This window comes from Pedobacter hiemivivus, assembly GCF_004331685.1.
GTDB lineage: Bacteria > Bacteroidota > Bacteroidia > Sphingobacteriales > Sphingobacteriaceae > Pedobacter > Pedobacter hiemivivus.
Genome location: NZ_SJSM01000006.1, coordinates 83,448 through 98,741 on the forward strand (window position 1 = coordinate 83,448; position 15,294 = coordinate 98,741).

Here is a 15,294-nt window from a genome sequence, read left to right on the forward strand (position 1 = left end):
CATATTAGCCTTTAATGTAATTAGATATTACATCTGAAATGTAGTCATAGTGACTTTCATTTAAACCAGGCCATACCCCCAACCAAAACGATTGATTCATAATGATATCTGTATTCTTTAAATCGCCGACCACTCGGTGTTCAATATTAGCATATGCAGGTTGGCGAAGTAAATTTCCTCCGAAAAGTAAACGGGTTCCAATTTTTTTCTCTTCTAAATGCTGTACAAGCATATGCCGATCATTAGAATCCCCTTCTTTTAATGTCAATAAAAAGCCAAACCATGATGGATCAGAATTTGGAGTCGGCTCAGGTAAGATAAATATATCCTCAAATTTTTTCATTTTTTCATACAAAATGGCGTAATTTTCTCTTCTTCGTTGAACGAAGTGATCAATTTTCTTAATTTGAGATACTCCAAATGCAGCTTGCATATCAGTCACTTTCAAATTGAAGCCAATATGGGAATAAGTATACTTATGATCGTAGCCATAAGGTAAGCTACCTAATTGTTGACCAAATCGACATCCACATGTATTATCTTTTCCTGGCTCACAATAGCAGTCCCTTCCCCAATCTCTAAAACTTTCTGCTATTTTTGATAGTTCTGGATTATTAATTAGTACAGCTCCACCTTCTCCCATAGTAATATGATGAGCAGGATAAAATGAAAAAGTAGAAATATCTCCAAAGGTTCCTGTCTTCTGCCCTCTATAGGTTGCACCTAAAGAATCGCAATCGTCTTCAACAACCCAAAGATTATATTTTTTAGCGACACGCATCACCTCATCCAAATCAAAAGGATTTCCCAAAGAATGAGCAATCATAATTGCTTTTGTTTTTGGAGATACAGCCTTTTCAATATCCTCAGATAATACATTATGTGTCGCAATATCGACATCAACAAAAACTGGTATTGCGCCAAATTGGATAAGAGGATTTATTGTTGTAGGAAATCCGGCAGCTACTGTAATCACTTCATCACCAGGTTTGATTGCCCTATCTCCTAATTTAGGGGAGGTTAATGCATAAAAAGCAACTAAATTTGCTGATGACCCTGAATTTACTAGCAGAGCCTTTGCAGCCCCAAAATATTGTGCAAAATCGTGCTCAAACTGGTTAGCAAAACGACCTGCGGTAAGCCAAGCATCTAATGTTGCATCTACTCCCAAAAGTACATCTTCTTCATCAATAATTTTTCCAGTTACTGGTATATAGTTTTGTCCTGCAATAATTGGCTTATTAATATTTTTTTGGATGCTTGCCTGTAATAAGACTTTTAATTCAGGCGTAATGTTATTTAAATTCATTTAGTAATGTTATTTTTATTAATTCCTTTTAATTGATTCCAAACAATAGTTCTATTAATTGAATCATTAATTTGATATGTTTCTTCTACGTTTAAGGCTTTTACGATTTTAGTTGTATCCGGGACCAATCTAGATAAGTTTGTATAATTTTCTTTAGATGATTTGGAAAGAATTTCTAAATTTGGGTTAATCATAGTTTGGATTTTCTTTGCAAGATCATTTAAAGAAACTGCTTCACTGCTACCTAGATTATAAATTTCTCCAATTTGCCCTTTTAACAATGTTACTAAAATCCAATAAGCCATATCACTACCATACAAATAGCTTCTTACCGTTGAACCATTCCCTAAAATTCTTATTGCCCCCCCTAATATTCCATCTCGAATAAAATTATTAATGGCCCATGGTTTTTCTAAGTCATGATAAGGACCTACAAAAGCAAAGGGTCTAACTATTGATATAGGTAATTTAAATTGATTTCTATAAGCTAAACATAGTGTTTCGGCAATTCTTTTAGATTCTGCATAAACATTATTAATACTACTTATTCCAACTTTACCGGAAAATTTTTCTGATATATTATCTTCGGAGTCCCACTCCCCATACACTAGATGCGAACTGATATGCACAATCTTCTTCAAATCAGGAAGTCTTGACGCCGCATCAAGTATAGCTTGAGTTCCTTTATAAAAAGTTTCTATTGTTAAAATAGGTTGGGAAACATGCTCTCTATTATCAGGTGTCCCTGCTGCATGTATAATATAATTGATTTCGACAGGGAGATCATGTACATTTCTAACGTCTTGCCTTAATAAACGAATATAAGGCCTGTCAGCTAAATGAGACATCTCCTTCTCAAATTTCTTAATATCTCTTGCTAATAAAATAAGTTGAATATTAAAATTCTCCTTATCATTAATATAAGAAATCATCTCTGCTAACCACTTCCCCATAAAACCGGTTCCACCAGTTATCAAAATAGTCTGATCTTTTAGCATAGAAAAAAGCACTGAATTTTTGCAAGATTTTTTGCAGTCCTCAGTTATTAACTTAATCATTGCCTCATCCATTATTTCCTCCTTCTTACTAAATCCATAACCACTTCTATAATTAAATCTTCTTGTCCACCAACAACCCGACGTTTTCCTAACTCCTTGTAAACATCTCTTTGATCTACTTCATATTCTTTAGATATACGATTTACATGTTTAGCGAACCCAGAAAACACCCCAGATAATCCGCTTACTATACTTTCAGATTTAATAGTTGGGATAGAGGGCATTACTTCTCTTTCTGCAATATCTGATGCATCAAGCATTTTGTAAAGATCAATCCCCGTTATGTATCCCATCCTTTCTAGAACAGCAATTAGTACCTCTAATTGAGCATTACCGGCTCCTGCCCCAAATCCTCTTGCAGTTCCATCCAAAATTTTCGCTCCTGATTCTATAGCTGCAATTGAATTCGCAATAGCCATTCCAAGATTATTATGTGCATGAAAGCCAACCGGCACTTTTAGTCCATTTACTAATGCACTAATCTTCTCTGCAACATCTGCTGGTAAATAAGCCCCAGCAGAATCCATTATTATGATACCTTCAGCTCCATAAAGCTCCATTTTTTGAGCTTCTTCAACTAAAGTCGATGCTGAAGCCATATGACTCATCATTAAAACGCCATAAGCTTCTTTGCCCTTCTCACGAACAAAACCAAGATGGCGTTGAGTGATGTCGGCCTCTGTACAATGTGACGCAACTCTAACCACATCAACACCTATTTCCAATGCTCTAATTAAATCTCTTTTTATAGTCGCAAATCCAGGAATTACATGAATCCCCAATTTACTTTTAGTAAGATTGTTTCTAGCTGTTTCCAACATTGTAACATCATCCACTAAACTCAGACCAACCTGCATAGAGGATGCGCCTAATCCATTGCCATGACCAACTTCAACTATAGGTACTCCTGCTTCATCAGCAGCTTTAGCATAAATAGCTATTTGCTCTGCACTTAATTGATGAGCGACCGCATGGTTACCATCTCTTAAAGTTGGATCACTTATTAATATGTGTTTTACCATCAAATAAAAATTAACTGATATTGTTCTGAACTTTTGAATATTGTTCTGCAACAGCTATTGCAGCACAATTTATTATATCTAAATTACCAGCAAATTTTGGCAGATAATCCCCAAGTCCTTGCGCTTTAACCATGATTACAATTCTACCATTTTCATAAATTGGAGAAACTAATAAACTGTATCCGGGTACATATTTTCGAATCGCTTCAATCATAATATCGACTTCCTTTGTTAAAGCCTTCATATCTGGGTTTTCTACTTGTGCAAATATCGTTGTTTGCATATCTACACAAGGATCAGCAGGGTTTAAATTTAAAATGGCCTTTGTTTTTTTTACATTAGAAAAAAAACTTAAACCCATTTCGGTAGTATCAATATATTCATCTAAATTTAGTCTTGTGGCTGGTCCAGCACTTCTGGAAGCAATGCTTGAAACCACTTCTATATATTTTATATCTTTTTGTGTTTTTCCAATAGCATAAGCCATTGGAATGGATGCTTGACCACCACAAGTAATCATATTTACATTTCTCTGCTTAACTGCTTCATCAAGATTAACCGCAGGAATACAGAGTCCCCCCAGTTTCGCAGGTGTCATATCAACGACAATCTTTCCTAATCTTTCCAAAATAGACCAATGATAAGCTGCATCCTTTGCAGATGTCGCATCAAAAACCAAATCAACAGAATCAGGGTCTTTTTCTATTGCATGTATACTTTCATCAGAAACTTTAACCCCCATAGCAATGGCCTTTGCCATACCTGGAGACGATAAATTTCTTCCTACAAATAATACGCAATCTAAATATTCAGAACGTTGAATTTTTATTAACAAATCTGTACCAATGTTGCCACTGCCTAATACAGCTACCCTTAGTTTTTTCATTTGATTATATATTAATAGATATACTAGCCTCGTTTAATTGTTCCTCTGATAAATACGGAGTCATTTCATGCAATCTATTAGATTTAAAGCTTCCGTTATCAAGCCTGACGGACGTTACAGCAGGGATCATCACGACATTCTCTGGAATAACAACTTCAATTATCTGTGGTCCTTGCTTATTAAGAATGATGGCTAACCGCTCTTTTAAGTCACTATATTGATTTTCCCGAGAATAATCTATAGAATAGGCCGCAGCAATTTTTTCCCAATCGGGAAATGATACCCCCGTGTCACGACTCGATCCTGCCAAATGACCATCCAAGAAAGATGCTTGACTATTTCTTATCGATGCATAGCCTCCGTTATTGATAATGATAACTTTACAATTTAACTTATAATGAGCAAGGGTTTGTAATTCTTGAATATTCAGCTGCATGGACCCATCTCCGGTTATACAAATAACATTCCTTTCAGGAGCAGCGAGCGCAGCACCAATAGATGCTGGAAGAGCATATCCCATCGCTCCCAATCCACCTGAAACAATAACCCGTTGATTCGCCTTACTCAAAAAGGCCTGACCTGTAATATAGTACAAGGAGCCAGCGTCAGTAACAAGTACATCATTGTCATTTAATATCTTACTGAGCATATCCATTAAATGATATGTATTGATATCTTCTCCTTCACGATGATGAGGTTCATTAATAATTTTAAACTTTTCCTTCCACTGGGTTAATTTCCGAATCCACGGATCGAGATCTAAACGTTCTAAATCATTTAAATTATAAAGCAATGTAGAAATATCCGATTTGATTTGTATCTGACTAATGCTTTTATTTTTTGCGAGAACTGCCTCATCAAGATCGATCACAATTTTTTTAGCATTGGGAGCAAAATCTTCAGTCTCGTATCCCGTAGTTGTAACATGTAAGCTAGTTCCGATAGTGAGAATTAAATCCGCAGATTGAACTGCAAAATTTCCAGCTCTGTCACCTCGTAACCCCAACCTACCTATGTACTGGGGGAAATCATATGGAAGCAAATCATTAGCAAGCTGGGTAGTTACCACCGGAATATTTGCCTGCTGAACAAAGTCTCTAAACCTCTGAACCTCACCGGCGACTCTAACGCCGTGGCCTGCAACGATTAACGGTTGTTTATAATTCTTTAAATCCTCTTTCAGCGAAGTGAAATCAAATTCAACATTTTCATTTTCAGGCGCTTGGAATTGCGGAAGAGTATCTAGATCAACAGTAGCTCCCTGAACGTCTAGAGGAAGATCTAACAAAACTGGACCTGGCCTCCCTGTCGAAGCCAAATAATAAGCTTTCTGTAGGTGAAAAAGTACATCTTCAGACCGGTCAATAAATACAGAATATTTAGTAATGGATTTCGTAATCTCTGCAATATCAACTTCGAAATTACCGAGCATTCTAAGATTATCAATTTTAGAATGCATGACTGTTAGGGTAGAACGGCTCTGGCCTGTTAAAAAAATTACTGGGCTAGAATCCAACCAAGCTCCTGCAATACCCGTAATCGTATTGGTTGCTCCAGGTCCACTGGTTGCATAACAAACAGCAGGTACATTTTTTATTCTTGCATAACCTTCTGCTGCAATCGCACAGGCTTGCTCATGATGATTACATATATATTTTATTTGTTTTGACTTGCTTACAGAATCTAAGAGATGCATCATCATGCCTCCCGACAAAAGAAAAATATGCTCTACATTTTTTTCTTCAAAAAACTCAACAATAAGATCAGAGACTTTAACTAATCTACCCATTAGATATTTGATTTAAATTACTTAACAACCTTTTGAACGCGGTCTTTATTTGATGACTATCGATGGTATGAACAAAAGAAGTTGCTCCTTTCGATTTGTACTTTTGATAATCAGCTTCACTATTTATCATTAGTGATACCTGTTTAGATGATTTCCGACATTTGTCTATAATTTCATCAACTAATTTTAATAATTTAGGGGAATCCATAACACCTATGCAGCCCAGTTGAGCTGATAAGTCATAAACGCCAATATATATGGTATTCAATTTATCCAATGATAATATTCGATCAAGATCGTTTACTGCTGAAAGTGTTTCAAGAATACCAATACACGAGATCTCTTTTTCATGAATATTATCGAATCCATATCCTCCCGCTGGCACAAACGGATTATACCCACGAATTCCATACGGCGGGTATTGCACCATCAATGTAGCAGTATTGAAATCTGAGTAATTCTTTAGCTGAGGAAAGACGATCCCATCGGCCCCAAGATCCAAGCAACGCTGCACTTCAACAACATTTAGTCCGCTAACTCGTACATAGGCTTTACAATTTACTAAATGGCATCCTCTTATATCATCCTGCAAAGATCTAAAGTCATATGCACCATGCTCACAATCCAAAATTTGAAATTGAAACCCACTTTGGCCTATTATCTCCGAGATGCTTGCCGAAGGCATGATTCTCCAAATGCCGTGGACTTCAACATTATCACTCCTATTCATGATTTGATATATTTCGATTCCATTTTCTATTGAAATCAATTGTTTTTTTAATAGCTACGCCGATGCTGTTAATGATTCTAAGGTCTAACTCGGTAGTGGCCCGATCAACATTCGGAACATATTTGAGAGAGATTTCATTTGATCTAGGCGTTTTAATATAAATGCCGACATTATCCGAGTCATCATTTTTCGCTATTAAGGTTGCAAGCTCATGTATCGAAATAGATTCGTCAGACCCAACATTATAAGGTCGATTAATTTCTCCCTCAAATAATATGGTCCATAACCATGCCACAAGATCTGCAGCATACATATAAGATCTTAATGGAGTGCCATCTCCTTCTATCAAAATATCTTCCCCTCGTAACACATTCCGGATAAAATTACCAGCGGCAAAATGAGAATCCAAAGGAAGAAAAGGACCAATGAATGCGTAGCATCGGGCTACTTTTACTGGAATATTATAATTTTCACTATATACAGAGCATAGTACTTCAGCCATACGCTTTCCCTCCCCATACATAGAAGAAGCTAGAGATGGTGAAGGAGCCCCAAGATAATCTTCAGAGATATTCGCCATATCAGAAGTTTGCTTTCCGTAAACGGCTCCTGAACTCGTTAACAAAAAAGATTTAACATTCTTTAAACGCGCAAAGTCCAAAGCTCTTTTAGTACCATTGACTACAGTTTTAAACATGGTCAGTGGCTCTTCAATATTTAATTTTACACTAGCCTCTGTTGCAGCATGAATGATGTAATCAATATGATCATCAATGAATTCAAATTCGGTAATATCCCCTTCTAAGAAACTCATCTCAGGATATTCATGCAACCATGGATATTTCTTTAAAAACTCAGTTTTGTTTCTAGTTAATATAATTACTTTTGAGTTTAGGTTTAGCTTTCTATTTATAAAGATAAAACTCATTTGCAACCAGATACCAAAGAACCCGGTACCCCCAGTTATAAAAAAAGTCTTATTCTTCGCACTCTCCCAGCACTTCGCAGTGTGTTTAAGTATTGAGTCTAAATCTTCTTCCAAATAAGTCAACATATCATTTACAGATTTAAATACTTAAGAATTTGTTCATTAGTAAATTCAGACATAAACTTTGGATTGTCAAAAAAAGCCTTGTACCAGCTAGTTGTCATTTCAACAGCTAGGCTTGCATTCATTTTAGGAGTCCAATTAAGATCGGCAATAGCCTTACTAATATCTAACTTCAACAAACCAGCTTCATGAGGAGGATTTTCTGATTTCTCAATTTTATAAGTGCCCCTTCCCCAGGAGTTGATTAATAGATTGAGCATGTCTAAAACCGGTAATGCATCAGTAACATAAGGTCCAAAATTATACGCCTGGCTAAATTTAATTGGATTTGAATTCAAATGAGCCCCTAATAATAAATACGCAATAACTGGTTCTAACACATGTTGCCACGGCCTTACCGATTTTGGATTTCTGATCAGAATTTGTTCATTAGCGCCGAGGGCCTTTGCAAGATCCGGAATTAATCTATCCTTTGACCAATCCCCACCCCCAATTACATTTCCTGCTCTACCTATAGCAATACCCTTTTTATGGATATCATATTTTGCTATGTTAAAAAAAGAATTTCTATATGAATCAATAACCAATTCTGCACAAGCTTTACTAGCACTATAGGGATCATAGCCTCCTAAACGATCATTCTCTCTATATGGATACTCCCATTCATTGTTATGATAAACTTTATCAGTTGTAATTAAAATTACAGAACAAGCCTTCTCCAATAGACGAATAGCGTCTAACAAATTAGCGGTCCCAACCGCATTCACCTCAAATGTTTCTGAAGGGATTTCATAAGACAACCTCACCAAAGGCTGTGCGGCTAAATGAAAAATAAAATCAGGTTGAAAATCAAGAACAGCATTTTTTAATGCATCCCGATCTCTTAAATCTCCTATTACAGAATTACATATTTTATCTCCATTAATTAAGCAATACAAATCATTTTCCGTTTGTGCCTTTAAAGCATAACCTTTAACCTCTGCACCTAAAATATGAAGTGTTTTCAGAAGCCAAGAACCCTTAAAACCAGTATGCCCAGTAAGAAATATTTTTTTTCCCTGGTATATTTCCTTTAAATAGCTCAACATACTACCAAATTTTCCATTTAGCTTCTCCATTGTTCCAGAGCTGCTCTAATTCAATCCTATCTCTTAATGCATCCATTGGCTTCCAAAATCCAGGATGTTTGTAAGCAGAAAGCTGCCCATCTTCTGCTATTTCTTTTAATGGTTTCTTTTCCCATTGAACATCATCAACATCTCCATCTAGATACTTAAATATTCCTGGTTCTAAAACAAAAAAACCACCATTTATCCACATTCCATCTCCTTGGGGCTTTTCAACAAAATGCTGAACTGAACCATTTTCATCCATCTCTATATTGCCAAATCGCCCTGGTGTCTGAATACTAGTTAGAGTAGCTAATTTGCCATGACTCTTATGATAATCTACCAAGTCCTTGATATTGACATCACCAACACCATCCCCATACGTAAGCATAAATGTCTTATTTTCAATATATTTTTGTATTTTCTTTATTCTCCCTGCAGTATTTGTTGTTAAACCAGTATCTACTAAAGTCACTTTAAAAGATTCTGCATTGGAAAAATGAACATCTACTTTATTCTTTTCCAATTCAATAGTCACATCAGAATTATATAAATAATAATTTAAAAAATACTCCTTTATTGATTGCGCTTTATAGCCAAGACATAACACAAAATCATTAAAGCCGTAGGCTTCATAAATTTTCATGATATGCCATAGTATTGGTTTACCACCAATTTCGACCATCGGTTTTGGACGAGCTTCGGTTTCCTCCATTAATCTTGTGCCTAGACCACCGGCTAGTATTACTACTTTCATATTTTTAATTAACTTCTAAATATACATTTTCTGTTAGGGGATGTGTGCAGCACAGTAAATATTCTGCTTCTAAAAGATCATCCCTTTCTTTACTCAGACCAATCATCTTGGATCCGCCTGTAATTATTGTCGCTTTACAGGTACTACAATTACCGGTTTGGCAAGAATAAGGTAATTCTATCCCTGCATCCAATGCACTTTCTAGAATACTTTTACCTTTTATTACCTCCAGATTATAGTCTTGATCTTCAAATTTAAGCTTAACATTCTGAGTTTTAACATGTTCAAAATCTTTAGGATCTTTAATCAACACAAAATCTTCAATGAAGATCTGATTTGGCATTACATCAAGTGTTTTAAGCGCAAATTTCACTGATTCCTTTAAACCTGTTGGCCCGCAAATATAATGGGAGGCATCTTCTAAATGACCTAGTTCTTGCAAAATATTCAAGGCCTTTGTTTGATCGATTCTTCCCTCGATTAAGCCTAGATTATTTTGATTAATCTTCATTTTGGTGTGAAAATGTTTAACCACAAATTTTTCAGGATAAACCTTTTGAAGGTTTTCAATTTGATCCAAAAAAATGGTGCTTTCATGGTTTCTATTTCCATAAATTAAATAAACCTGAGTCTTATGCGATGTAGCTAAAATTTGCTTTGAAATTGATATCAACGGCGTTATCCCACTACCAACACCCCATAAAAAAACCTGGGCTCTTGGTGTTTCGCAAACAAAATCGCCCATGGCTTGCATTACCTCTATGCTGTCTCCAATAGTAATTGTATCATGGATATGATTAGAAACAATACCGTTTGGAACCCTTTTAATGGTAACTTCCAAACCAGTATCAACTAAAGGTGCAGAAGAAAATGAATATGGTCTAATATATCTGCGTCCATTAATGCGGAAAATTAAAGTCAAGTATTGTCCTGCTAAATATTTAATTTTCCGTAAAGCTGGTTGCTTAAAACAAAGGGTTATTGTATCCTCTGTTTCCGTTCTAACTTCAATAACTTTTAGTGTATAAGTAACCATATTTATGCCATCATACTTTTAAATATTCTACTAAACAAAAGGATAATTACAATTAAAAAACCTCCAGAAAGACCTCCAATGATAATCCCTTTAATCTTACTAAACTTATCCTTTTGTAAAGGAAAAACAGGTTCATCAATAACTTGAATTAACGGTGTTTCCTTTCTCAAAGCTATCTTCGACATTTCAAGATTTTGAACTAATGCACTTAACATCGCTTTATTTGTTTCCGCAGAAAATTGTGAGCGTTGTATTGGTGCTGTTCGTTGTAATTGTCGGGTTGGATTCAAATTTGGTGTTGCATCCGCAATCGCTGCTGCACTATAGATAGCTCCATTCATTACAGCGCGAACAGAATCTGTTTTCTGTTGTAAAATAACAACATTGTCAATGGACTTTTTAGTCTTAGTCTGTACATAAAAATCATTGACATTTTTTACGATTTGTTCATTAAAAACTTTCGCAAATAACTCATCCTCAGCATTAACCACAGCGTTAATAATACTTAACTTTTTATCTGGTTTTACAACACTTAGGTAATTTTTATTGATATCCGTTACGATGGCGCCAAGAATACTATCACGTAAGCGAATATTTGATTCTGGGGAGTCTCCTAAAAATTGAATCTTTCTCAATTCATGCTTATCGTTCCAATCATCTCTCAAATGATTAAAATCTACATATCGTTCTACTAATAATTGCTTTTTACCATCAAATTCAACTTCAGTTAATAAAGTTTTCTCAATCATCTTTCTTGACTTATAGAGTTCTAGAATGTTATCACCTTGAAAGATCCCTCCACCACCAGATCCCAAGTCAACACCGGCTATAGAGGCTAATCCTGATAAACCACCTAAGCTTCCCCCACTTGCACCACCGTCTTCAAGAACAAAAGTAGTCGAAGCGATATAAGTAGTTTTTTTAAAGTGTGCATAAGTAAACCCTAAAAGTCCTCCAAGGATTCCAAATACAAGAATAATAAACCACTTAGAAAGCAAATACCTCCAATATTCTTGCATCTTCAAAATCAACTCCTTCAAAGAAATCTCATCAGAATTTGCCGAAGTACTATTATTTATATTTTCTGAATTCATCTTAATACACTCTAACTACCTCAACAAACTAACTATAATCGCCCCTAATGAAGCAACCGCAGTTCCTATACCAATCCAGCTCTGCGCCGTCATTCTTTCGCGTTCCGCCTTTTTCGGCACCAATATCTCCGCTCCCGGCTTCACCTTTGGATAATTGCTAAAAAACAAAAACTTGCCCCCAGCTTCCACCGATCCATTTGCATATTTGATATATGCACCTCTCTTCAAAGCGCTCGACGTAAAACCACCAGCACCATTCACATACTGCTTAAAGCTTTTACCCGGCAAGAATACAATGCTATTTGGATTTAAAACCTCCCCCGTTACTTTAACCGTCTGCAATTGTCTTGGTACACGGATCACATCACCATCTTCCACAATCAAATCATATCTGGAACGCGGTTTATGTAAAATCTGATCCAAACTAATCCCAACCAGGTCAGACTGAATTAACTTCAGCTCCACCTCTGCTTTAACCGTATCTTTAACTCCCGCTTCCCGGGCACGTTTCAAATTTAAATACTTCTTATTTTCCTCTTCCTTGTTATCAATTGCATTCTTATCCTTCGGATTTACTTTCTCTGCCCCAGGTCGCTTTAAAGATGCACCCTCTGCATAAGCGTAAGGCGTTAAACCACCCGCTCTTTTAATCACATCAGAGATCCGTTCATCCTTAGAAGTAATCGTATAAAGTCCAGGATACAATACCTCTCCTTCTAATTTAACTTGCTTCTGTGTCGAATAACCCGCTGAATTACGAACCGTAACAATATCATAAGGTTTAAGTATAAAATCATTTTCTTCCAGCTTTAACTGCGGATTGATATTCACCGTAAACAACTCGGCAGTAATGGCTGATTTTGACAGTGAATCACTATTTTTCACCCTTCTCGAAATTTCAATCCGATTTGGCGTTGCTCCTTCTTTAAAACCTCCTGCCATTTGTATGATATCTCCTAAGGTAATATAATCTGCATATTCAAAAGTACCCGGGGCCCTCACTTCTCCTTGAATGCTCACTTTATACTCATCCCGTAAATCAAACAAGGAAGAGATAGTGATCTTATCTTCCCTTTGTAAGGAGATATCCTGCACTATACCCGCAACAATTTTAGCGACATCAAATGAAATCAAACTCTGTGTATTGTCTGAATTTAATCGATTGATATAACCACGGTTTAAAAACGCATCTTCAGCCAATCCATCTGCTTTAGCAATCAAGCCCTTAAGCGTTGCACCCTTTTCCAATTCATAAACACCCGGACGAAAAACAGCGCCCAAGATCTCTACTCTATTCTGGAACCGATCCAATATCGCCTCTACCACAAATTTATCCCCATTTTTAGGGGCATATGTACTAAAATCAGCAGCAACGACATCCATAATTCGACGTTCCTTATCTGTATTTTGAAACGTCTTAATCTTAGCCCTATAAGCTTGAGTAGTAAAACCACCTGCAAAACCAATCAGATCCTGTAAGCTTTCGCCTGCAACTACCTCAAATAAAGCAGCAGTCTTTACCTCCCCCTGCATTTCCACACGTTTCTCGAAAACAGGCACATTAATAACATCCTGATCCTGCAAACGAATGTTATTCTGCTGAATTCCCCTCAACAAAAAATCATAAACATCAATTGTAGAAACCACTTTATTATTACGGACCACCTGAATTTTACGGAACGTACCATTTAGCGAAGGCCCACCGGAAGCATACAAGGCATTATAAACCGTAGCTAACGACGACAAAGTATAAGTACCAGGTTTGGTCACTTGTCCGGTCATCGTTACTTTAATACTTCTGATATTCCCTAAATTAATAGCCAAATTAGTCCGGCCGGAACGTAACGAAGGATAAGTCTTTGCCATCGCATTACGAATTTTAGAGGTAGCTTGATCTATTGACAAACCACCAACAGCAATTCGTCCAACAAACTGCAAATTAATAACTCCTTCAGGGCTGACAACCAAATTGTAACTGGCTTCATTATCACCGGTTAAATCAATCAATAACTTATCATCCGGGCCAATAATATACCCTTTAGGTGTTGCTATCCGAAGATTTGGCTCAAAAGTGATACTCCCGTTTTTAAACAGTTCTGATCCAAATACTTTCGGCCCAACCTCCTCATCCTTTACTTTCTTTTCATTATTTACCGATCCACCATCTGTGGTCTCACTATTTTCACGACCCGTACTTGCAGCTTCACTATCCGGTTCAACAGTCTTTGCAGCTCCCTGCTTACGTACCTTTTCAACACGAAGTTTCAGCTTTTCAACTTCATCCTGCTTCATCCCTTGTGCAGCAGCCATTTGCCCCAACTGAGCTTCATTGTATCCTATTGATTCTGCCTTTTTAATCATTTGCAAAATCTGAGCATCAGAAAGCTCATCAACTTTTACATTAGCGTAATTAGATTGTGCAAAAACCGTTTGTGTGATCAAGACGGCAAATAGAAAAAAAATTGCAACGATCGTTCTTTTAAAATTCATATATGATGTGAGAGGTTAATGGTTATGTGCTAAATTTTACTCTTAAGAGCTTTGAATCGGCATAATAGTTCAGAATGGAGAGCTCATGACTTAAAAAATTGGTCAACTTAACTTTCATAGGGTAGATGTAGGTTTAGTATTGCTTGCAAATATATCAATTTAATTGAATTGTCATAAAGGGATGACATAAGACATCTTTACCTGTTACTCCCTATATTCACCTGAATTCCGATAGAAATAGGATTCAAGAGAAACTCCGACTTATTGTACTTATTAAAGGTTCTGGTGTTATTAATATCCAATGTAACCGTCTCTTGTCGCTCATAGAAAACAAAAAAATCCAGACTTGCCTCCGCAAACAGCGTAACCTGTGGAATCGGGTTAATCTTAAGTCCCATCACTGGCGAAGCGATAAATCCTGACTTACTTGCTTCGGCACCAGTAGGAGACAAAGCCGCGCCTTCAGCAGCAAGAGCAATTGGATTTTTAGAAACTAATGTCCCCTCAAATTTATTATATCTATATCCAACATCAAATCCAAAATACGGTTGTATCCTGGAAAAATTAAGATTCTTTTCAAACCCTAGCTTAAAGCTATAGTCCGTCATTTTTCCATTAGCCTCTTCACAATTCAGACAGTTGTTTACGATTTGAACATTCTTTTTAAGGTAACTTCCACTCAGCCTGTAACTAATCTGGTTATCATTGAACTTTAACATTCCGCTATGGAAAGACGTTTCTGTCAATTTCCCCACTTCTTTTTGATTTAAAATCCGCGGCATCTGCATCAGATTATAGCCCCGGACAGCGATGCTATAATTATAATCCCCATTTATCTGCGAGAAGGCAGTACTACTAAGCAAAAGAGAGAGCATAATTAGTACTTGTTTTTTCATTTATCTTGTGAACTTATTTTTCTAATCAAATCTATGATAATAAAATACAATTTTAATCAAATCTAAC

General features: G+C 36.3%; 13 protein-coding genes. All 13 read right to left on the minus strand.

Annotation, left to right across the window (positions count from 1 at the left end; translation table 11 throughout):
- Positions 1 to 4: 4 nt before the first annotated feature.
- The 13 genes from rfbH to EZ444_RS12485 all read right to left on the minus strand — a co-directional run bounded on the left by rfbH (position 5) and on the right by EZ444_RS12485 (position 15,227).
- A complete protein-coding gene (gene rfbH / locus EZ444_RS12425) occupies positions 5 to 1,309 on the minus strand; it encodes a lipopolysaccharide biosynthesis protein RfbH (RefSeq protein WP_131609269.1) in 1,305 nt (434 codons plus the stop codon).
- Positions 1,306 to 2,379: an NAD-dependent epimerase/dehydratase family protein gene (locus EZ444_RS12430; RefSeq protein ID WP_131609271.1), complete on the minus strand. Its 1,074-nt coding sequence runs from the start codon at positions 2,377 to 2,379 to the stop codon at positions 1,306 to 1,308. The genes rfbH and EZ444_RS12430 overlap by 4 nt, the downstream gene beginning before the upstream one ends.
- Positions 2,379 to 3,389, minus strand: a complete 1,011-nt coding sequence (gene dmpG / locus EZ444_RS12435; RefSeq protein ID WP_131609273.1) for a 4-hydroxy-2-oxovalerate aldolase — start codon at positions 3,387 to 3,389, stop codon at positions 2,379 to 2,381. Before dmpG ends, EZ444_RS12430 begins: the two co-directional genes overlap by 1 nt.
- Positions 3,390 to 3,399: 10 nt before the next feature.
- The gene (locus EZ444_RS12440; protein ID WP_131609275.1) at positions 3,400 to 4,275 is read right to left on the minus strand and encodes an acetaldehyde dehydrogenase (acetylating); all 876 of its coding nucleotides are present in this window, start codon (positions 4,273 to 4,275) and stop codon (positions 3,400 to 3,402) included.
- A gap of 4 nt (positions 4,276 to 4,279) precedes the next feature.
- Positions 4,280 to 6,064: a thiamine pyrophosphate-binding protein gene (locus EZ444_RS12445; protein WP_131609277.1), complete on the minus strand. Its 1,785-nt coding sequence runs from the start codon at positions 6,062 to 6,064 to the stop codon at positions 4,280 to 4,282.
- Entirely contained in the window at positions 6,057 to 6,794 is a 738-nt protein-coding gene (locus EZ444_RS12450) for an HpcH/HpaI aldolase family protein (RefSeq protein WP_165503602.1), read from the minus strand. The genes EZ444_RS12445 and EZ444_RS12450 overlap by 8 nt, the downstream gene beginning before the upstream one ends.
- Complete coding sequence (locus EZ444_RS12455) at positions 6,787 to 7,848, minus strand: NAD-dependent epimerase/dehydratase family protein (protein ID WP_131609281.1); 1,062 nt, start codon at positions 7,846 to 7,848, stop codon at positions 6,787 to 6,789. Before EZ444_RS12455 ends, EZ444_RS12450 begins: the two co-directional genes overlap by 8 nt.
- A 5-nt stretch (positions 7,849 to 7,853) precedes the next feature.
- Positions 7,854 to 8,933 (minus strand): CDP-glucose 4,6-dehydratase, encoded by a 1,080-nt coding sequence (gene rfbG / locus EZ444_RS12460; protein WP_131609506.1) that lies wholly within the window; start codon positions 8,931 to 8,933, stop codon positions 7,854 to 7,856.
- 1 nt (position 8,934) lies between these two features.
- A complete protein-coding gene (gene rfbF / locus EZ444_RS12465) occupies positions 8,935 to 9,711 on the minus strand; it encodes a glucose-1-phosphate cytidylyltransferase (protein WP_131609283.1) in 777 nt (258 codons plus the stop codon).
- Positions 9,712 to 9,715: 4 nt separating this feature from the next.
- A complete protein-coding gene (locus tag EZ444_RS12470) occupies positions 9,716 to 10,747 on the minus strand; it encodes a ferredoxin--NADP reductase (RefSeq protein ID WP_131609285.1) in 1,032 nt (343 codons plus the stop codon).
- Positions 10,748 to 10,749: 2 nt separating this feature from the next.
- On the minus strand, positions 10,750 to 11,841 hold the full coding sequence (locus EZ444_RS12475; protein ID WP_131609287.1) for a GumC domain-containing protein: 1,092 nt from the start codon (positions 11,839 to 11,841) through the stop codon (positions 10,750 to 10,752).
- Between the two features lie 15 nt (positions 11,842 to 11,856).
- A complete protein-coding gene (locus EZ444_RS12480) occupies positions 11,857 to 14,331 on the minus strand; it encodes an SLBB domain-containing protein (protein WP_131609289.1) in 2,475 nt (824 codons plus the stop codon).
- Between the two features lie 197 nt (positions 14,332 to 14,528).
- A complete protein-coding gene (locus EZ444_RS12485; protein WP_131609291.1) occupies positions 14,529 to 15,227 on the minus strand; it encodes a hypothetical protein in 699 nt (232 codons plus the stop codon).
- Between the last annotated feature and the right edge of the window lie 67 nt (positions 15,228 to 15,294).

Coding starts and splice junctions, on each gene's coding strand:
- rfbH (WP_131609269.1), bottom strand. CDS start 1,309: ATGAATTTAAATAACATTACGCCTGAATTAAAAGTCTTATTACAGGCA.
- EZ444_RS12430 (WP_131609271.1), bottom strand. CDS start 2,379: ATGGATGAGGCAATGATTAAGTTAATAACTGAGGACTGCAAAAAATCT.
- dmpG (WP_131609273.1), bottom strand. CDS start 3,389: ATGGTAAAACACATATTAATAAGTGATCCAACTTTAAGAGATGGTAAC.
- EZ444_RS12440 (WP_131609275.1), bottom strand. CDS start 4,275: ATGAAAAAACTAAGGGTAGCTGTATTAGGCAGTGGCAACATTGGTACA.
- EZ444_RS12445 (WP_131609277.1), bottom strand. CDS start 6,064: ATGGGTAGATTAGTTAAAGTCTCTGATCTTATTGTTGAGTTTTTTGAA.
- EZ444_RS12450 (WP_165503602.1), bottom strand. CDS start 6,794: ATGAATAGGAGTGATAATGTTGAAGTCCACGGCATTTGGAGAATCATG.
- EZ444_RS12455 (WP_131609281.1), bottom strand. CDS start 7,848: ATGTTGACTTATTTGGAAGAAGATTTAGACTCAATACTTAAACACACT.
- rfbG (WP_131609506.1), bottom strand. CDS start 8,933: ATGTTGAGCTATTTAAAGGAAATATACCAGGGAAAAAAAATATTTCTT.
- rfbF (WP_131609283.1), bottom strand. CDS start 9,711: ATGAAAGTAGTAATACTAGCCGGTGGTCTAGGCACAAGATTAATGGAG.
- EZ444_RS12470 (WP_131609285.1), bottom strand. CDS start 10,747: ATGGTTACTTATACACTAAAAGTTATTGAAGTTAGAACGGAAACAGAG.
- EZ444_RS12475 (WP_131609287.1), bottom strand. CDS start 11,841: ATGAATTCAGAAAATATAAATAATAGTACTTCGGCAAATTCTGATGAG.
- EZ444_RS12480 (WP_131609289.1), bottom strand. CDS start 14,331: ATGAATTTTAAAAGAACGATCGTTGCAATTTTTTTTCTATTTGCCGTC.
- EZ444_RS12485 (WP_131609291.1), bottom strand. CDS start 15,227: ATGAAAAAACAAGTACTAATTATGCTCTCTCTTTTGCTTAGTAGTACT.